Origin of the sequence: Salinivibrio siamensis (assembly GCF_001996005.1) — a bacterium.
GTDB classification, from domain to species: Bacteria; Pseudomonadota; Gammaproteobacteria; order Enterobacterales; family Vibrionaceae; genus Salinivibrio; species Salinivibrio siamensis.
The window spans coordinates 1-18678 of the sequence record NZ_MUFB01000003.1 but is presented as its reverse complement, the minus strand read 5'-3'; the positions used below and the strand labels follow the sequence as shown (position 1 = coordinate 18678).

The following is an 18678-nucleotide window of genomic DNA, read 5'->3' as shown; positions in this document are numbered from 1 at the left end:
AGATGAAAATCATAAAAAAATGGGTAGCCATACTTGACGCTCAGGCTCTCGATCCGCATAATCCGTTCCGTCTTAAGGCTTTTGCCTTATAGCGTGGCTACGTAGCTCAGTTGGTTAGAGCACATCACTCATAATGATGGGGTCACAGGTTCGAATCCCGTCGTAGCCACCATGTATTTTTGTAATTTGGCAGCGTTTTTTATTGCCGAGTTACCCACCTTTTGCGGAGGTGGCGGAATTGGTAGACGCGCTAGCTTCAGGTGCTAGTGTCCGAAAGGACGTGAGGGTTCAAGTCCCTCTCTCCGCACCAAGTTAGGCAACGCCTACTGGGGTATCGCCAAGCGGTAAGGCAACGGGTTTTGATCTCGTCATTCCCAGGTTCGAATCCTGGTACCCCAGCCATATTAAAAAGCCCACATCATGTGGGCTTTTTTGCGTTTAGAGGCTCATGTTTACCGCATCCACTACACCACGATCCCCATCTTGGCCAGTTCTGCGCGACCTTGCTGTGCATCGGTAAAGGTGATGCCCGCCATGCCGAGTGCTTTCGCGCCCTCGACGTTCGCCGTCCTGTCATCCAAAAACACACATGAAACCGGGTCAAGGTGATAATCATCCAACAAGCGTTGATAAATAGCAGGTTCGGGTTTTAAGYACCCTACTTCGGCTGACACAATCGCACTATCAAACAGCGACCAAAACGCGTAGCGCTGTTTTAAGAACGCCACGATTTCGCGCACATTATCGGTTAACGCATAAACCCCGTATCCGGCCTCTTTGGCCGAACGAAGCAAATCGACACTGCCGTAAAGACAAATTTGAGTCTGTTTAATGTAATAAAACAATGCCTCAAGTTGCGCGGGGCTAAGCGCCGTGTCATCGGCAAAACGTTGCTTGGCTTGCGCCTCGGTGAGCGTGCCACGATTCAGCGCTTGCCAAGTGTCACTCTGAAACACTTGGTTGGCATAAACGTCCGTATCCGCTGCTTCCCCTAAGGTTAAGCGGATAATTTCTTCTGGTGACCAACGCACGATCACATTGCCAATATCAAAAATAATATTCTGGTAGCCAGTCATTTCACCTCCTTGTCGCGAAGACTAGAGCCCAAGTGCATATTTCAACACCTGCGTTTTCACCGGGCCACTGTGTTCAGCCAGTTTAAACACCGCATTACGGGCTAATTTTAGCGGCGTAAACTGATTGCTGAACGCGGTATAAAACACATCCATTCCGGTTTGCATCATCATGTTATCCGTACGGCGTGCTTTTTCGTATGCCTTTAACGTTGACGCCGCTTGCCATTGTGCGCCTGCATCTGCACACGCATCCAGCAATGCGGCGACGTCTTTAAAGCCTAAGTTCACGCCTTGCCCTGCCAGCGGGTTAATGGTGTGGGCGGCATCACCAATTACCACGACCCCATTACGATGGTACTGCTGAGCATGACGGCGTGTCAGCGGGAATGCCCCCCAATTAATGGGAGTGACGTCGCCCACTTCCGGTGGGAAATGGCTCACGATCTCGGCTTTGAGCTGTTCGGCATTGAGCTGGCACAACTGTTGAATACGCGCTGGGCTGTCGTACCACACTAGCGAGGCATTGTGGCCACAAAGCGGCAACAGCGAGCGCGGCCCGGTGGGGAAAAACTGCTGCCAGGTAATGTCTTGTTGGGGGGCGGCCGTTTCAACATGGATGAGCATGCAGTGCTGGCGATAATCCCAGCTGGTAAGGCCGATTTGCGCGTAATCTCTCACTTTGGAGTGGGCACCGTCTGCGCCGATAAGCCAAGGAGCACTCAAGGTGTCACCACTCTCTAATTGGACTTGATGCAGCTCGCCCGCCTGCGTCATACCCGTGATCGAGGCCGGTGAGACGAGGTGCAAATTGTCAAAACGAGCAAACTGCTGCCACAGGCCGAGTTGAATCAAGCGATTCTCGACCATATATCCTAATTGTGGCAAGTCGAGTTGGTCGGCACTGAAACATACACGGCTGTCTTCCGCTTCCCAGGTTTCTAGGCGGCGGTAGGGGCAAACACGCTTGGCTTCAACACTCGCCCACGCACCGAGATCCTTGAGCAGGCTCACCGATGCCTGGGAAATCGCGGACACTCGCAGGCCCATCGGTTGTGAAGGTTCAAAAGGCTCAGGGGGCTGGCGCTCGATTAACGCCACCTGGCGGCCTTGGCGAGCAAGCCCGAGTGCGGCCGCGGCGCCAACCATGCCACCACCGACTATAATAACTTCAAATTGATTCATGACCGTCTCTTTGTGCCGTTGATGCAAGCATTCTACTGAAGGTAAACGAGAATTCGATATCAATCCGATCAAAGTGAGGGCAAATTCGCTTTTCCGAGTTGGCCTTTGTCGCATCCGCTCAAACGTTTAGCCGGATCGACACGATTTCTCCGAGCCTGTGATCTGGTCAGCGATATTGGAAAGCAGTACAATACGCGGCTTGCCAAGCTGATTGACTGATTAAAAACCATACAGCTTGAAAGGGTAATGTCGTCCATAAGATTAACAATGAGCGTGAAGTTACATGGCTAAGAAACTGCTGATCAAAACCTGGGGTTGCCAAATGAATGAGTATGACTCATCCAAAATGGCAGATCTGCTCAATTCTGCCGGTGGCTATGAGCTGACCGAACAACCAGAAGACGCAGACGTTCTCCTTCTCAATACTTGCTCGATTCGAGAAAAGGCACAAGAAAAGGTATTCCATCAACTCGGGCGTTGGAAAACCCTCAAAGATAAAAACCCAGAGCTGGTGATCGGTGTCGGTGGCTGTGTGGCAACCCAAGAAGGCGACCATATTCGTGAGCGTGCGCCTTATGTGGATGTGATTTTTGGCCCACAGACCTTGCACCGCCTGCCAGAGATGATCAAGCAGTCACGCTCGGATCATGCGCCAGTGATGGACATTACCTTCCCAGAGATCGAAAAATTCGATCGTCTGCCTGAGCCTCGTGCAGAAGGGCCGACCGCCTTCGTCTCGATCATGGAAGGCTGCTCAAAATACTGTACGTTCTGCGTGGTGCCTTACACCCGTGGCGAAGAAGTCAGCCGCCCGCTGGATGACGTATTGTTCGAAATTGCACAGCTGGCTGAACAAGGTGTGCGTGAAGTGAACCTGTTGGGACAAAACGTGAACGCCTACCGTGGCGACACCCATGACGGTGATGTATGCACGTTTGCGGAGCTGCTGCGTTATGTCGCGGCCATTGATGGTATTGACCGTATCCGTTACACCACCAGCCATCCGGTTGAATTTACCGATGATATTATTGAGGTGTATCGTGATACCCCTGAGGTTGCAAGCTTCTTGCACCTGCCGGTACAAAGCGGCTCAGATCGGATTTTGACCATGATGAAACGCCCGCACACGGCGATTGAGTACAAATCAAAAATCCGTAAGTTGCGTCAGGCGCGTCCTGATATCACTATCAGTTCTGACTTTATCGTCGGCTTTCCTGGCGAAACCGAGCAAGATTTTGAAGCGACCATGAAATTGATTAAAGATGTCGATTTCGATATGAGCTTTAGCTTTGTTTACTCATCTCGTCCAGGCACACCGGCTGCCGATATGCCTGACGATACGCCAGAGCAAGTGAAAAAAGAGCGCTTGTACCGCTTGCAACAACAAGTGAATAGCCAAGCCATGCGCTACTCGCGCATGATGCTAGATACCGAACAACGTATCTTGGTTGAAGGCCCATCACGCAAAAACCTGATGGAGTTGCGTGGTCGTACCGAGAACAACCGAGTGGTCAACTTTGAAGGCTCTGTCGATTTGATTGGCCAATTTGTTGACGTCAAAATAACTGAAGTGATGCCAAACTCGCTGCGCGGCGAGCTGGTTCGTACCGAAAAAGATATGGACTTGCGGGTCGCCGTCTCGCCAACCGAAATCATGGCGAAGACGCGCAATGAAAACGAGCTTGGTGTTGGTGTTTTCACGCCATAACGCGTTCATCAATTCAACGGCGCCGGATAGCCGGCGCCGAAAGCGAGGATAATCTTGTCTAAAATCATCTCTCTTGACCTGAACCTAGAACCTGCCGACAACACCCGTCTTGCCAACTTATGTGGCCCGTTTGACGATAATATCAAACAGCTTGAGCGCCGCTTGGGGGTGGAAATTAGTCACCGCCATAATGCATTTACTGTGATGGGTAAGCCCCATACAGCCAATGCCGCGGTTGATATTTTAAAACGCTTATACGTTGACACCGCCCCGGTGCGAGGCAGCTCTCCAGACATTGAACCAGAAGCGATTCATTTGGCGATCAAAGAGTCGGGGGTGTTGGAGCAAAACACCGAGTCGAGCATTCCTTACGGTAAAGAAATCAACATTAAGACCAAAAAAGGGGTGATAAAACCGCGCACGCCCAACCAAGCGCAGTACATCGCCAATATGGTCAATCATGATATCACCTTTGGTATTGGCCCAGCGGGGACGGGTAAAACCTATCTTGCTGTCGCCGCCGCGGTGGATGCACTTGAGCGTCAAGAGATCCGTCGTATCTTGCTCACGCGCCCGGCTGTTGAAGCCGGCGAAAAGCTGGGCTTTTTGCCCGGTGATTTAAGCCAAAAGGTCGACCCCTATTTACGTCCACTTTACGATGCACTGTTTGAAATGCTCGGCTTTGAGCGGGTCGAGAAACTGATCGATCGTAACGTGATCGAGGTGGCACCTCTGGCTTATATGCGTGGCCGAACCTTGAACGATGCCTTTATTATCTTGGATGAGAGCCAGAACACCACGGTCGAGCAGATGAAAATGTTCTTGACGCGGATTGGCTTCAATTCACGGGCCGTGATCACCGGTGACGTGACCCAGGTCGACTTACCGAGAAATGCACGCTCAGGCCTGCGCCATGCGATTGAGGTGCTCGCCGACGTTAACGAAATTAGCTTCCACTTTTTCCAAGCGGATGATGTCGTCCGCCACCATGTGGTGACGCGCATCGTCCAAGCCTATGATAAGTGGGAAGCGGAAGACGCCAAAGCGCGAAAAGAAGCAGAGGCTCGTCGTCGAGAAGCACGTGAAGCTCAGCAAGTTGCAGCGCAACCTGCCGTGCCAGGCTCACAGGAGCCGTCATGAGCTACTATGTCGATGTGCAAATTGCCTGTGAGAACGAACAAGGCTTGCCCAGTGACGATCAGCTCCAAGCTTGGTTTGAGCAGGCAGTGCGTGCCGCTCGCCCTCAAGCGGAAGTGACGATTCGTATTGTCGACGAAGGTGAGAGCCAAAGCCTAAATCGCGACTATCGCGGCAAAGATAAGCCTACAAACGTGTTATCTTTTCCGTTTGATGCCCCTCCTGGGGTGGAAATTGATTTGCTTGGTGATCTCATCGTGTGCCGTCAAGTTGTTGAACAAGAAGCACAACAACAAGGCAAAGCACTGATGGATCATTGGGCACATATGGTTGTTCATGGTAGCTTACACTTACTGGGTTACGACCATATTGAGGATGATGAAGCCGAGCAAATGGAGGCATTGGAGCGAGAGCTTCTCGCCGCCATGGGGGTCAGTGACCCTTATGCTAACGACTTCATCGAGCGTTAACTAACTGAATGAAACTGAATGAACGACGATAATTCGCAAAACTCAGACGGTCCGAGTAGGAAGACCTTCTTCGAGCGGCTGGGTCAGTTTTTCCAAGCTGATCCAAAAGACAGACAAGAGCTGGTGGACGTGTTCCGAGACTCAGAGCAAAACGCCCTGATCGATCACGACACACGGGACATGCTGGAAGGTGTGATGCAAATCTCTGACATGCGTGTGAGAGATATCATGATACCCCGCTCGCAGATGGTAATCGTTGAACGATCGCAGTCATTGGAAGCGATCATTAATATTATTATTGATGCCCAACACTCTCGTTATCCTGTGATCAGTGATGACAAAGACCATGTTGAAGGCATTTTGCTTGCGAAAGATTTGTTGCGCTACCTGCGCCCAGATGCCGAAGACTTTGACATCGAAAAAGTGTTACGCCCTGTTGTGGTGGTACCTGAGAGTAAACGGGTTGACCGCCTACTCAAAGAGTTCCAAGAAGAGCGCTACCACATGGCAATTGTCATTGACGAGTTCGGGGGCGTGTCAGGGGTAGTGACCATTGAAGATATCTTAGAAGAGATCGTCGGTGAAATCGAAGACGAGTACGACGACGAAGAGGAGCAGGAAATCCGCCAGCTCAGCCGTCATACGTTCTCGGTCAAAGCCCTGACGACCTTGGAAGACTTTAATGAACACTTTGGCGCTCAGTTCCAAGACGATGTGGTCGATACCATTGGTGGTTTAGTGATGACCAGCTTTGGCCATCTCCCTGATCGTGGTGAAGAAGTCGATATTGGTGATTATCACTTTAAAGTGACGGCCGCCGATAGTCGTCGTATCATTCAGCTACAAGTCACCGTCCCAGACAGTAGCGAAACAAACAGTGAAAACGCCTAACCGTTTACGCCAAAGCGGGCAGTCATTACTGGCTGCCGCTTTTGGTGCCAGCGCCACCCTCGCCTTTTCTCCCTTCTCGTACTGGCCATTGATGCTGGTTGCCTTGTGGGGCTTATTCACCCTGCTACAAAACGCCTCGCCCAAGCGCAGTGCGTGGTTGGGATTTTGCTGGGGACTGGGCCAATTTACTACCGGCGTTAGCTGGGTTTACGTGAGCATTGACCATTTTGGTGGCATGCCGGCCATTGCTGGCTTGTCATTAATGGGCCTGCTGATTGCCTATCTCTCCCTCTATCCGGCGTTGTTCGGCGCATTGGTCAACAAACTGCCCAGTCGCCAGCCGGGTATTAAGTGGTTAATCCTCGCACCCGCCTTATGGCTTGTGATTGATTGGCTTAGAGGCTGGGTATTTACCGGCTTTCCTTGGCTTTGGCCTGGCTACAGCCAAATCGACAGTCCACTGGCTGGCATTGCCCCTGTGCTCGGCGTGCAGGGGATCACGCTTGTCTTGGCTATACTGGCTGGCCTACTCGCGCTCATCACACCTCGCTGGGGCCAGTGGCAAGGACAAGCACGCTATGGTGCCGTCGCCATCGGGTTAGGGCTTATCGCGGTTAGCTATGGCCTCGGTACGATTCAATGGGTCACAAAAACCGACCAACAGCAGCAGATTTCGTTAATTCAAGGCAATGTGCCGCAAGCGCTGAAATGGCGTCCCGATCAGCGCTGGCCAACGCTGATGAAGTACCTAGATTTAACCCGCCAGCATTGGGACAGTGATGTCATTATTTGGCCAGAAGCCGCCGTCCCAGCCCTGGAGCGCGAACTGCCTCGCTTTTTCTCTCAGCTTGATCAAGCCGCCAAGCATAACCAAACCACGGTGATCACAGGCGCGCTCGACCAAAATGAACAGGGCGCGTACTTTAACAATGTACTGGCACTGGGTGCAGGGACCCCCGAGTATCGCTATCCGGCCCCCACCCAGTACAGCAAACATCATTTGCTACCGTTTGGCGAGTTTGTGCCATTTGAGGCACTATTACGCCCGCTCGCCCCGCTGTTTAACCTGCCGATGTCGTCATTTTCACCGGGCGAGCCGGTTCAACCTGCCCTGCCCGCCAACGGCTGGGACTATATCACCGCGCTTTGCTATGAAATTGCCTTTCCCGCGCAGATCCGCGACAACTTGAATGCCGACAGTGACGCCATCATTACACTGTCGAATGACGCATGGTTTGGTCGCTCGATTGGCCCTTGGCAACACCTTGAAATTGCACGCATGCGCGCACTCGAGTTTGGCTTGCCAGTGATACGCGCGACCAATAACGGTGTGACAGCCTTGATGGACGAGCACGGCCAGATTCAAACTACCTTGCCACAATTTGAAACCCAGGTGCTCACCACGCAAGTCACCCGCACCCGAGGGGAAACGCCTTACCGCCAATGGGGCAATGCCCCGCTATGGCTTTGGATACTGATAAGCGGGTGTATCGGTTTCATTGCGTGGCGTCGCGATCCCAGCCGGCAAGCGAAAATATCGACAAACCTCTGACATTATCCGCGAGAAACTGACGTAATCTGATTGCGCTTTTGGTCATTTTCATTGACGCCATAAGGAGATCAAACATGTTACGTCTTTCTCATCGCTGGTTAGCGTTGGTCATTGTCGCATTGACGGCATTAACCGGTTGTGCGGCTAGCTCGCAGCAAGATCAGGTTCGTCAAGCCAACCTCGCGCGCGAACAATTTAAGCAGTACCCACAAACACAACCCTTTTTTGATAACGCCTACGGCTATGCCGTCTTCCCTTCTGTCGGCAAAGGGGGTTTTTGGGTAGGCGGTGCCTATGGTAAGGGCGTCGTTTATCGTCAAGGCTCCCCAGTGAGTGCCGCGGAGCTCAAACAGGTATCGGTCGGGCTGACCTTTGGTGGTCAAGCGTTCAGTGAAATTGTTTTCTTTAAAGACAAAACAGCGTATGACCGCTTTATGCAAGGACAAGTGGAGCTAGGCGCGCAAGCGTCTGCCACCGCATTGACCGAGGGGGCATCGGCGCAAACAGGTACCTCTGGCACCTCAGCCTCCGCCAGTAACCGTCAGTCGAAAGCTTATTACGTCAATGGCCTGACTGTCTTTACCCATGCAAAGGGAGGACTGATGGTAGAAGCTGCCCTCGCCGGTCAACAATTTAGTCCTGCCAACTGGTAGTCATTGACGCGTACAGAGCGTAAACGCCTCATCTGCCCATCAAAAAGGCTAGCCGTGTTGGCTAGCCTTTTTTAAATTGGGTTGTCACTGCACCGTTACGGCTGCCAAACAAACCACAGGCGCTTTTCCGCCGACGGTTGTGGGTCGGGAACAAGCGTTTGTGTGCTATCGCTCTCCCCCTGTTCGCCCGCCTTCTCACCTTGTTCCAGCTCAACAGCCGGCTGTGTAGTATGTTGCGCATCGCTGGCAGTTGGCGATGTGTTCGCCGTATAAGCCTCTTGCTCCTGAGAAGTCATTAAGCGCACTTCTCGGTTGGCGGTTAGCTCTTTAATCAGTGCTTGCTGTGACGCGGCCAACTGCGCATCGAATACCAGGGTGTCATCATTAAGCTTGCGTAAATGTACACCTTGTACCGCATTTAAGTTTGCCAGTGTTTTCTCGAGTGCGACATAATCATTGCCGTTATTAATACCACCGACCGCGATCACGACAGACGCACTGTCATCGTTTTGATCGAGGATCACACCGGTTTGCTGCGCGTAATAATCAGCAAGTGAATGAATCATTGCGGCTGCGTTACGCGCCTGACCACGGGTTTGATTGGTTTGCATTTGGTTTGCTTCAGGGAAAAGCTGCCAACGAATGCCTTGGTCGGTCAGTTTGGCAATCACGATACCGTCTGGCTGGTAACGCTCACTGGCCTCTTCAACGGGCTGAATAAACCCGCCCCACAAATCACTGCTCGAAATCGCCATCAGATCATCAAAATCGCCCACAGGGATCAGAACAGGCAACCCGCGCAATGCCGCCGCTTGGCGCAGCTTGTCAATCACGGGACGCTCACTTTGCTCCCAAATAATTTGTCGCTCAAGGCCGCGGTCATCCACCAGCCACACCAGTACCGACGGGCGTGGGCTTCCCCACAAAGGTAGCCCCGCTTGACGCAAGATTTCCCGTACTTGTTGACTGTCAAACCCGACTTCTAACGTACGCGTCGGTGCCCCACCTGCCGTATCAGTCTCGCCGTACCCAAGCTGGGTAATCAAGCTATCTACCTCTTGTAGCGCTTGTTTAACTGCCGGATTGTCGGACAGATTCCGTTGACCGGATACCTTGGTCAGTACCGCGCTTAACCCTTGTTTTTTGGCTGCTTGTTGCGAGGTTTGCGCGCCATTCTCGAGCGGAATGCTGGCGTGATAAAGGTCGTTTGCCAGCGCACTGGGCAACCATAGACAGGCAATTAAGGCCAACACAAATCGATTCATAGTCTTTCCACATGGATAAATGGGCGTGGAGCGATCATAAGCTGACAGCTCTAGGTTCAGCAATCCTCATTTGTAAAAAAGATAGGGCAAACGCGATAAAGTGATAGTCGTCGCTGCAAAAAGGCGTATTTCACAATTACCCCTTGCCAATGAAATCCGTTACATCATTTATTTGCTACCGGTCTCACATTTAAAAACATGACAGGAATCACAGAAACGCTTTGTGCTAGCATTGCGCGATTTTTTTTGGAGGTGAGATCATGATGCAAGTTTTACAAGGGGCACAAATGCTGTTCGTCGCATTTGGAGCCTTGGTGTTGGTGCCGCTGTTAACCGGGCTTGACCCCAACGTCGCCCTCTTCGGGGCCGGGATAGGTACGCTAATCTTTCAAGTTATTACCCGCCGCTCTGTTCCTATTTTTCTCGCCTCTTCGTTTGCCTTCATTGCCCCCATTCTGTACGGCGTTAACAATTTCGGTATTCCTGCCACCATGGGTGGACTGATGGCCGCCGGGGTTATCTACCTCATTATGGGAGGCATTATTCGCCTCAAAGGCGTCGACATTATTCACAAGCTACTTCCACCCGTGGTGGTTGGCCCTGTGATTATGGTGATTGGGCTTGGTTTGGCCCCCACCGCCGTCAATATGGCGCTAGGTAAAAGTGGCGACGGCAGTGAGCAACTCATCGCCGGTGATATCGCTATCTGGATTTCCCTGCTTTCATTACTGACCACCATCGCGGTCAGCGTCTTCGCCAAAGGCTTTTTCAAGCTGGTTCCGATTATGGCTGGCATTGCAATTGGCTATGTGGCGAGCCTAGTGATGGGGATTGTCGACTTTACTCAGGTGACAAACGCCAGCTGGTTGATGATGCCTGCCTTTACCTTGCCAGAATTTAACATTAACGCCATTTTATTTATGATCCCCGTGGCGATAGCGCCCGCGGTGGAGCATGTGGGCGATATGCTGGCCATTTCCAACGTCACTCGCAAAGACTACCTTAAAAAGCCCGGCCTTCATCGCACCATGGCAGGTGACGGCGCGGCCACTATCGCCGCATCAATGTTTGGTGCCCCGCCCAATACCACCTACAGTGAGGTCACCGGGGCGGTGATGCTTACCAAAGCATTTAATCCTAAGATTATGACCTACGCGGCGATCACTGCCATCGTGCTCGCCTTTGTGGGTAAACTGGGGGCACTGCTATTAACCATTCCTTTGCCGGTGATGGGCGGTATCATGATCCTACTGTTTGGCTCTATCGCCACCGTGGGCCTCAATACCTTGATTCGCAATCAAGTTGATCTCCACGACTCGCGCAACCTCGCGATTGTCGGCGTCACCTTGGTCTTTGGGATTGGCGGGATGGCCTTCGGCATTGGTGATTTCAGCTTACAAGGCATCAGCTTGTGTGGTTTAGTGGCCATCGTGCTCAATCTTGTCCTACCGCGAAAAATGGGCGAGAACCACATTGTTGATAGTGCGCAGATGGAAGAAGAGTCACATTAAGACAGGCGATGACAAACTAAAAAAGGGCGCCGCAGCGCCCTTTTTTGATTGTGCCGCGGTGTCGCAACTTTTTAGCTTTGTGCGGCTCGAGCTTCAACCACTTTGATAGCTTGATCGATACGCGCCACCACACGGTCTTTACCAATCAGGTGCATCACCGCATCCACCGACGGAGATTGACCGCCGCCTGTAACCGCAACACGCAATGGCATCCCGACTTTGCCCATGCCCACGTCTAGCTCTGCACAGGTATCCGCAATCACCGCTTTCAGAGCATCAACCGTCCACTCGTCCAGCGCTTCAATCTTGCCTTTTGCCACTTGCAGTGGTTCAAGCGCCACTGGGCGAAGGTGTTTCTTGGCGGCGGTTGCCTCAATCTCATCAAAGTCTTGATAGAAATAACGGCTTTGCTCGGCCAGCTCAACCAGGGTGTCACAACGCTCACCCACCAGCTGGATAACCTGGGTCAAAGCAGGTCCTGTCGAGGCATCAATGCCTTGCTGATCCAGGTGCCATTGCAAGTGTGACGCGACCTCAGCTGGATCACCGTTTTTGATGTAATGGTTGTTCAGCCAACGCAACTTCTCCGTATTGAAGGCAGAGGCTGATTTACTGATCGCCTCTAGGGAGAAGAAATCAATCATTTCTTCCATCGAGAAGATTTCTTGGTCGCCGTGAGACCAGCCCAAGCGCACTAAGTAGTTACGCAGTGCTTGTGGCAAGAAACCTTGATCGCGATATTGCATCACACTCACCGCACCATGACGCTTAGACAGCTTGGCACCATCGTCGCCAAGGATCATCGAGCAGTGAGCAAACTCAGGCACAGGCGCGCCCAAGGCTTCATAAATATTGATTTGACGCGGGGTGTTGTTAATGTGGTCTTCCCCACGCACAACTTGGGTGATCCCCATATCCCAATCATCAACCACCACACAGAAGTTGTAGGTTGGGCTACCGTCAGTGCGGCGGATGATCAAATCATCCAGTTCGCTGTTGGCGATTTCAATCCGACCGCGGATCTTATCGTCAAACACCACCTTGCCCTCTTTGGGGTTGCGGAAACGAATGACGTGTGGGTCGTCAGCGTTTGCTTGGCTGTTGGCCGCAATCACCTTGGGGTGATTGGCATCATAACGTGCTTTTAGGCCATTCGCTTTCTGCTCTTCGCGAATCTCTTCTAGCAGCTCTTTGGGGGCATAACACTTGTAGGCTTTGTCTTCTGCCAACAGCTSATCGACTAGCGCGTTGTAGCGGTCAAAGCGTTTCGTTTGGTAGTACGGCCCTTCATCCCAATTAAGGCCCAGCCATTCCATGCCTTCTAAAATGGCATCAATCGCTTCTTGGGTTGAACGTTCAATATCTGTATCTTCAATACGCAATACAAATTGACCACCTTGGCTGCGTGCTGCAAGCCAAGAATAAAGTGCTGTACGCGCGCCACCAACATGCAAAAAGCCGGTTGGGCTGGGGGCAAAGCGGGTTTTAATCGTCATTAGGATCCCTATCCCAGTGCTGAGAATAATATGTAACGGTTAGTTTACCAGTACAGGTAAATTCCACAATCAGGCCATGCCCAGACACGGTACATGGCCATGTAAACTATTGCGCCTGTGCGCGGTTATTCGCTTACACGGCGAAGCGCACAGCGTGATGGGTACAAGCTACTGATTGAGCATGGCAATCATCTGATCTTCATCGAGCACAGTAACGCCCAAATCTTGCGCTTTGGTCAGTTTGGAGCCTGCCGCCTCTCCCGCCACTAACATGTCGGTTTTTGCCGAGACACTGCCGGTTACTTTTGCGCCCAACGCCTGTAGCGCCGCTTTGGCATCACTGCGAGACATTTGCGATAAGGTGCCAGTCAGGACAATGGTTTTACCGGCTAACGGTTGCGCATCTGGCTCAGAAGGCGCACTGATTTCCGGCCAGTGGATCCCAGTATCCAGCAAGGCTTCTAGCACACTCTGGTTGTGCGGCTCGGCAAAGAAGCGGACGATGTGACCCGCGACGATCGCACCGACATCCGGCACGTTAATGAGTGCGTCTTCATCGGCCACGCGCAACGCCTCAAGGGTGTGAAAATGCAAAGCGAGATTTTGCGCAGTTGCCTCGCCTACCTCACGAATCCCCAAGGCATAAATAAAGCGTGGCAAGGTGGTGGCTTTGGCTTTTTCCAATGCATCAACCAAGTTTTGGGCTGACTTTGGCCCCATTCTCTCTAGCAGCGTCACCCGACCTGGCGTCAAGGTAAAGAGATCAGCGGGGGTTTCTATCAGCTCTTTTTCGATTAGCTGCTCGACGATTTTATCGCCCAAACCGTCAATATCCATTGCCTTACGTGACGCAAAGTGTTTGATCGCTTCTTTGCGCTGCGCCAGACAAATCAAACCACCGGTGCATCGTGCCACTGCTTCTCCCTCGATGCGAGTGACCGCTGAATCACAAACGGGGCACGCATCGGGAAACACAATCGGTTTCGCCTGCTCAGGGCGTCGGCTTTCCACCACACCCACTACTTGCGGGATCACATCACCGGCACGGCGAATCACCACGGTGTCACCAATATGAACGCCTAACCGTTCGATTTCATCACCGTTGTGCAAGGTGGCATTACTGACCGTGACGCCGCCCACGAACACAGGCTCAAGCTTGGCAACGGGCGTAATCGCCCCGGTACGGCCCACTTGGAATTCCACATCGTTAAGGGTGGTGATTTCTTCTTGCGCCGGGAATTTGTAAGCAATGGCCCAACGCGGTGCCCGCGCCACAAAACCTAATCGTTCTTGGCTGGCAATGCTATCAACCTTGATCACCACCCCATCAATTTCGTAGGGCAGCGCATCACGACGCGCCATAATGTCTTGGTAATAGGCTTTCACGCCGTCTAGCCCTTCCACCCGTTTCACTTCCGGACTGAGCGCTAGGCCCCATTTTTTCAGCTTTTGTAAGCGCTCACTTTGCCCTTGGCCAAACGGGGTCGACATGACACCCACCGCATAGGCATAGAAACTCAATGGTCGGTTGGCGGCAATTTTGGGGTCAAGTTGACGCAGGCTGCCTGCCGCCGCATTGCGCGGATTGGCAAAGGTTTTATCGCCTCGTTTCAATGCCGCTTCGTTGAGTGCCTCAAAGCCCGCTTTCGGCATGAAGACTTCACCGCGCACTTCGAGCCGCGTTGGCCAATCCCCTTTTTGTAGCGTGAGGGGAACATTGCGAATGGTTTTGACGTTGTGGGTGATGTTCTCGCCGGTAGTGCCATCTCCCCGCGTCGCCGCTTGCACCAGCTCACCGTTTTCATAAATCAGGCTCACCGCTAAGCCATCGAGCTTGGGTTCACAGGTGTAGGTCACCGCTTGCTCAGCGTCTAGCGATAGGCGCTCTTTCAAACGACGTTCAAACGCATCCAAATCAGCGGGTTCAAAGGCATTATCAAGTGAAAGCATCGCCAGCTCGTGAGTCACGGTTTCAAATGCACTCAGGGGCGCGCCCCCTACCCGTTGGCTTGGCGAGTCACTGGTTACCCATTCGGGATGCTCGGCCTCGATGGCCAATAGGGTTTGCATCAGGCGGTCGTATTCAGCGTCGGGCAGCTCTGGGCTGTCTTCTACATAGTAGCGATAGGCATGATAGTTGAGCTGATGCTTTAAATCATCGAGTTGTTGTTTGCTGTAAGCCATGTTTGATTCGTCGTCTGAGCAGAGTCGGTTGCGGGCAAGTATATCTATAAATCACATACAGCGGGAGCCATGTCCCGCTGTATGCTTAAACCGTGGTCGCGTCAGCGCAGGCTATTTGGCCATGAAGGCTTTAACGCGCTCGCGATATTCATCCAATCGTGATGGCGTCATCATCGTGCGTGAGTCATCCAGCACTAATCCACCTAACTCATCCGCGATTTGCTGGGCCGTTTGCAGCATAAGCTTAAAGTTTTGCTCTGGCTCACCGTAACACGGCAGCGTCATAAAAAAGCTAATGCCAGGCGTTTCAAAGCTTTCGCTATGACTGATATCGAACGTACCGGGTTTGACCATATTGGCCACACTGAACAAGACTTTTCCGCTCCCCGATAGATCAGAGTGACGGTGATAAATGCCCATATCACCAAAACGGAGGCCATATTGCTCAAGGGTCGGGATCAGCTCAAGACCACTGAACACGTCGCTATTGTTCGCATGCACATGCAACACAAGTACTTCGGTCTCATCCGCGGGCTCATCTGCCTTTGGTGGTTCATCACTGGGTTGCGGCTCACCCTGTTCAGCCGTCTCCGTATCACCTTGATGCACGCTTGGCGCAGGCTCTGATGGCTCATCATCGGCCACCGTAGCGTGTGCCTGCGGCGCCTCTGGTTCTTCGTGAGCTTGACCGGTTACGTGCGGAGTGGCGGCTGAAAGCGAAGGCTCATCATCAGTCGCAGACATTGAAGGATACAGGGTCTGTTCAGGTTCAGACACGGTGCCAGTTTGCCCTGCGAACAAGGGATCCACATCAGGTTTATCACCAAAGTTCATCGCGGGCTCTTGGCGCGCAGGCTTATCGCTCTCGCTTTTAGCGCGACTGACAACTCTGACGGCACCAATACCATCTTGGTCAAACTTTTGTTCGTCACTGTCGTCATCCAGTTTTCCCAACGGCTTTTCACCAAACTTGGTCGTCTTTTCTTTCTTGTTTGTCCAGAGGCCATGCAAAAGCAAAGCTGCGATTGCTAGTGCTCCCAACACAATCAGTACAAGGCGCAATTCCTGCATCATCGATTCTCAAATCTATCTATGTTCAGCGTTTTGATTCGCTTATGTCACAACGCCAACCAGTTTGCAAAGGTTTGTGTGATCATAAGCGGGGCCCGTTGGCTGACGCAATGCGTTAATGGTCAACTTAGTTAACTGTATCAAAAGTTGGGGAGAATTTAACGAATCAAGATACACAAATCGTTAAACTTTCCCATTATTGGGTCGTTGTCATCGCAAGGATTCCCCCCGTAATATAGCGCACACCGTTATTTTTGTATCGACCGCATGCATGCGGATTGTTGTGACCTACATTATTCTCAAGGAGATATCATGGCGAATAATGCTCGCCCCCGTCCCCAAAGTGGTGCTGGCTACCTGTTCCAAGGCTTTTCTCTGATGATGGCCCCCGGCTTACGCCGGTTTGTGATCATTCCTATTTTGATCAATGTGTTGCTGCTTGGCGGCGCGTTCATCTATTTGCTTTCACAAGTTGGTGACTGGATCGATCATTGGATGGCCAGCTTACCTGAGTGGTTGTCCTGGCTCTCTTTTTTGATTTGGCCTTTGGTGGTGGTTGCTATCTTGGTCGTGTTCTCCTATGTGTTCAGCACATTGGCCAACTGGATAGCGGCGCCGTTCAATGGTCTATTGGCCGAACACGTGGAGGCAAAGCTGTCGGGAACGCGTGCGCCTGATGATGGCTTGGCTGGCATCCTTAAAGATATCCCGCGGGTGATGAAACGAGAATGGCAAAAGCTCGCTTACTACATCCCCAGAGCAATAGGTTTTTTGTTACTGCTGTGGATACCAGCGGTCGGACAAACTGTGGGGCCAGTGATCTGGTTTTTGTTTAGCGCGTGGATGATGGCGATTCAATACTGTGATTACCCGTTTGACAATCACAAGGTGTCGTTTCCCGCCATGCGCCAGACCTTAAATCAACAGCGGGGCGCATCGCTTGGCTTTGGCGCCGTGGTGATGCTATTTACCATGACCCCTTTTCTCAATCTACTGGTGATGCCTGCGGCCGTATGCGGCGCGACCGCCATGTGGGTGGATAAGCACAAAGCGTCATTGGGACGCAATTAGTCTGTGATCGTCTACGCGAACGCTCACATCATCGGTGTGGGCTTTTTTCGGTTAACCAATCAGTTATTGGTTAATGTCACAATAAGATATAACCAACCGATCCTTTCAAAACCAAGCAGCAGAGATATGCTTGGAGTGTGATTAAAATCGGTGTCATGAAGGAACGATACAATGGGCAAGATTTACGAAGACAATACACAAACCATCGGAAACACACCGCTAGTTCGCCTAAACCGCGTGGCGAAGCCAAACGTGTTAGCCAAAGTTGAAGCACGCAACCCAAGCTTCAGCGTCAAGTGCCGTATCGGCGCCAATATGATCTGGGACGCAGAGAAAAAAGGCACCCTCAAACCCGGTATCGAATTGATTGAGCCAACCAGTGGTAACACGGGGATCGCACTCGCCTATGTCGCGGCGGCACGTGGTTATAAGCTGACCCTTACCATGCCGGAGTCAATGAGCCTTGAGCGTCGTAAACTGCTTAAAGCCATGGGCGCGAAGCTGGTGCTCACCGAAGCGCCAAAAGGCATGAAAGGGGCGATTGCCAAAGCCGAAGAAATCATGGCAGCAGAGCCAGGCAAATACCTGATGCTGCAACAGTTTGATAACCCCGCCAACCCTGAGATCCATGAAAAAACCACAGGGCCTGAAATCTGGGAAGACACCGACGGTGAAATCGATGTATTTGTTGCCGGTGTTGGCACAGGTGGCACCCTAACCGGTGTTAGCCGCTACATCAAAAACACCAAAGGCAAAGCCATCACCACGGTCGCGGTCGAACCTGCTGAATCGCCAGTGATTGCACAAACGATCGCGGGCCAAGACGTGCAGCCTGCCCCTCACAAAATTCAAGGTATTGGCGCGGGCTTTGTGCCAAAAAACTTGGATGTCACGCTTGTTGACCAGGTGGTCTCTGTCAGCTCAGACGAAGCCATTGCGATGGCTCGCCGTTTGATGGAAGAAGAAGGCATCTTGGGCGGGATTTCTTCAGGTGCAGCCGTGGTTGCGGCAAACAAAATTGCTGAGCTTCCCGAGTTCGCAAATAAGAAGATCGTCACAATTTTGCCAAGTGCAGCAGAGCGTTATCTCAGCTCGCCACTGTTTGCTGGGATGTTCACCGAGCTGGAAACCGAGCAGTAACAGCAGGTTAGCCAACCAGCCTCCATAACCCCCTATTCGCAAAGGCCCAAATTGGGCCTTTTTTGTTTGATTTTTATATTAAGCTTTAGTAAAACACGTCTGCCTTTTTATTTTCCGCATCAAAATAAAAGCCCTCGCGCCTAATGAGTGGAAGGTCAAAAATGGCAACAAGATGACACGAAATTGACATGGATTAAGCTATCGGGTCGATTTCTTGGTTAGGTTAGCGTCAACGGATAGCGAAGTCGCCCGTTAGCGGTTAAGCTAACCT

General features: G+C 52.0%; 15 protein-coding genes and 3 tRNA genes. 12 read left to right on the top strand and 6 right to left on the bottom strand.

All coding sequences use genetic code 11. The annotated features are described in order from the left end of the window. Positions 1 to 95 precede the first annotated feature (95 nt). The 3 genes from BZG73_RS02460 (at position 96) to BZG73_RS02450 (ending at position 402) form a co-directional block, all read left to right on the top strand. Positions 96 to 172 (top strand) — tRNA-Met (locus BZG73_RS02460). A gap of 51 nt (positions 173 to 223) precedes the next feature. Continuing rightward, positions 224 to 310: transfer RNA gene (locus BZG73_RS02455), tRNA-Leu, on the top strand. A gap of 17 nt (positions 311 to 327) precedes the next feature. Beyond that, a tRNA-Gln gene (locus BZG73_RS02450) sits at positions 328 to 402 on the top strand. A 62-nt stretch (positions 403 to 464) separates the two neighbouring features. Here the strand turns inward: BZG73_RS02450 and BZG73_RS02445 are convergent. Both BZG73_RS02445 and BZG73_RS02440 read right to left on the bottom strand, forming a co-directional pair. Further along, the gene (locus BZG73_RS02445; protein ID WP_077667483.1) at positions 465 to 1076 is read right to left on the bottom strand and encodes an HAD family hydrolase; all 612 of its coding nucleotides are present in this window, start codon (positions 1074 to 1076) and stop codon (positions 465 to 467) included. A gap of 21 nt (positions 1077 to 1097) precedes the next feature. Continuing rightward, on the bottom strand, positions 1098 to 2258 hold the full coding sequence (locus tag BZG73_RS02440) for a 2-octaprenyl-3-methyl-6-methoxy-1,4-benzoquinol hydroxylase (RefSeq protein ID WP_077667482.1): 1161 nt from the start codon (positions 2256 to 2258) through the stop codon (positions 1098 to 1100). Positions 2259 to 2541: 283 nt separating this feature from the next. Between BZG73_RS02440 and miaB the strand changes: the two genes are divergently transcribed. The 6 genes from miaB to BZG73_RS02410 all read left to right on the top strand — a co-directional run bounded on the left by miaB (position 2542) and on the right by BZG73_RS02410 (position 8669). After that, complete coding sequence (gene miaB / locus BZG73_RS02435) at positions 2542 to 3966, top strand: tRNA (N6-isopentenyl adenosine(37)-C2)-methylthiotransferase MiaB (protein WP_046073700.1); 1425 nt, start codon at positions 2542 to 2544, stop codon at positions 3964 to 3966. 54 nt (positions 3967 to 4020) lie between these two features. Further along, positions 4021 to 5106 (top strand): PhoH family protein, encoded by a 1086-nt coding sequence (locus BZG73_RS02430; protein ID WP_077578592.1) that lies wholly within the window; start codon positions 4021 to 4023, stop codon positions 5104 to 5106. Further along, positions 5103 to 5573, top strand: coding sequence for an rRNA maturation RNase YbeY (gene ybeY, locus BZG73_RS02425; protein WP_046073702.1), 471 nt, complete (start codon positions 5103 to 5105; stop codon positions 5571 to 5573). Before BZG73_RS02430 ends, ybeY begins: the two co-directional genes overlap by 4 nt. An 18-nt stretch (positions 5574 to 5591) precedes the next feature. Then, entirely contained in the window at positions 5592 to 6464 is an 873-nt protein-coding gene (corC, locus tag BZG73_RS02420; protein ID WP_046073703.1) for a CNNM family magnesium/cobalt transport protein CorC, read from the top strand. Next, positions 6451 to 8016 (top strand): apolipoprotein N-acyltransferase, encoded by a 1566-nt coding sequence (lnt, locus tag BZG73_RS02415; protein WP_077667481.1) that lies wholly within the window; start codon positions 6451 to 6453, stop codon positions 8014 to 8016. Before corC ends, lnt begins: the two co-directional genes overlap by 14 nt. A 74-nt stretch (positions 8017 to 8090) precedes the next feature. Further along, on the top strand, positions 8091 to 8669 hold the full coding sequence (locus tag BZG73_RS02410) for a lipid-binding SYLF domain-containing protein (protein ID WP_077578595.1): 579 nt from the start codon (positions 8091 to 8093) through the stop codon (positions 8667 to 8669). 95 nt (positions 8670 to 8764) lie between these two features. Here the strand turns inward: BZG73_RS02410 and BZG73_RS02405 are convergent, their stop codons facing one another. Beyond that, complete coding sequence (locus BZG73_RS02405; protein ID WP_077667480.1) at positions 8765 to 9934, bottom strand: DUF2066 domain-containing protein; 1170 nt, start codon at positions 9932 to 9934, stop codon at positions 8765 to 8767. A gap of 260 nt (positions 9935 to 10194) precedes the next feature. Here BZG73_RS02405 and BZG73_RS02400 point away from each other — a divergent pair, with 260 nt between their 5' ends. Further along, positions 10195 to 11445 (top strand): uracil-xanthine permease family protein, encoded by a 1251-nt coding sequence (locus tag BZG73_RS02400; protein WP_046073706.1) that lies wholly within the window; start codon positions 10195 to 10197, stop codon positions 11443 to 11445. Positions 11446 to 11516: 71 nt separating this feature from the next. Here BZG73_RS02400 and gltX read toward each other — a convergent pair whose 3' ends face one another. The 3 genes from gltX to zipA all read right to left on the bottom strand — a co-directional run bounded on the left by gltX (position 11517) and on the right by zipA (position 16199). Then, complete coding sequence (gene gltX / locus BZG73_RS02395; protein ID WP_077667479.1) at positions 11517 to 12941, bottom strand: glutamate--tRNA ligase; 1425 nt, start codon at positions 12939 to 12941, stop codon at positions 11517 to 11519. A 168-nt stretch (positions 12942 to 13109) separates the two neighbouring features. Then, a complete protein-coding gene (ligA, locus tag BZG73_RS02390) occupies positions 13110 to 15125 on the bottom strand; it encodes an NAD-dependent DNA ligase LigA (RefSeq protein WP_077667478.1) in 2016 nt (671 codons plus the stop codon). A 111-nt stretch (positions 15126 to 15236) separates the two neighbouring features. Further along, complete coding sequence (zipA, locus tag BZG73_RS02385) at positions 15237 to 16199, bottom strand: cell division protein ZipA (protein ID WP_077667477.1); 963 nt, start codon at positions 16197 to 16199, stop codon at positions 15237 to 15239. A gap of 309 nt (positions 16200 to 16508) precedes the next feature. Between zipA and cysZ the strand changes: the two genes are divergently transcribed. Then, positions 16509 to 17267, top strand: a complete 759-nt coding sequence (cysZ, locus tag BZG73_RS02380; protein WP_077605827.1) for a sulfate transporter CysZ — start codon at positions 16509 to 16511, stop codon at positions 17265 to 17267. 171 nt (positions 17268 to 17438) lie between these two features. After that, positions 17439 to 18407: a cysteine synthase A gene (gene cysK, locus BZG73_RS02375; RefSeq protein WP_046073711.1), complete on the top strand. Its 969-nt coding sequence runs from the start codon at positions 17439 to 17441 to the stop codon at positions 18405 to 18407. The last annotated feature ends 271 nt before the right edge of the window (positions 18408 to 18678 follow it).

Coding starts and splice junctions, on each gene's coding strand:
- BZG73_RS02440 (WP_077667482.1), bottom strand. CDS start 2,258: ATGAATCAATTTGAAGTTATTATAGTCGGTGGTGGCATGGTTGGCGCC.
- miaB (WP_046073700.1), top strand. CDS start 2,542: ATGGCTAAGAAACTGCTGATCAAAACCTGGGGTTGCCAAATGAATGAG.
- ybeY (WP_046073702.1), top strand. CDS start 5,103: ATGAGCTACTATGTCGATGTGCAAATTGCCTGTGAGAACGAACAAGGC.
- corC (WP_046073703.1), top strand. CDS start 5,592: ATGAACGACGATAATTCGCAAAACTCAGACGGTCCGAGTAGGAAGACC.
- BZG73_RS02410 (WP_077578595.1), top strand. CDS start 8,091: ATGTTACGTCTTTCTCATCGCTGGTTAGCGTTGGTCATTGTCGCATTG.
- BZG73_RS02405 (WP_077667480.1), bottom strand. CDS start 9,934: ATGAATCGATTTGTGTTGGCCTTAATTGCCTGTCTATGGTTGCCCAGT.
- BZG73_RS02400 (WP_046073706.1), top strand. CDS start 10,195: ATGATGCAAGTTTTACAAGGGGCACAAATGCTGTTCGTCGCATTTGGA.
- ligA (WP_077667478.1), bottom strand. CDS start 15,125: ATGGCTTACAGCAAACAACAACTCGATGATTTAAAGCATCAGCTCAAC.
- zipA (WP_077667477.1), bottom strand. CDS start 16,199: ATGATGCAGGAATTGCGCCTTGTACTGATTGTGTTGGGAGCACTAGCA.
- cysZ (WP_077605827.1), top strand. CDS start 16,509: ATGGCGAATAATGCTCGCCCCCGTCCCCAAAGTGGTGCTGGCTACCTG.
- cysK (WP_046073711.1), top strand. CDS start 17,439: ATGGGCAAGATTTACGAAGACAATACACAAACCATCGGAAACACACCG.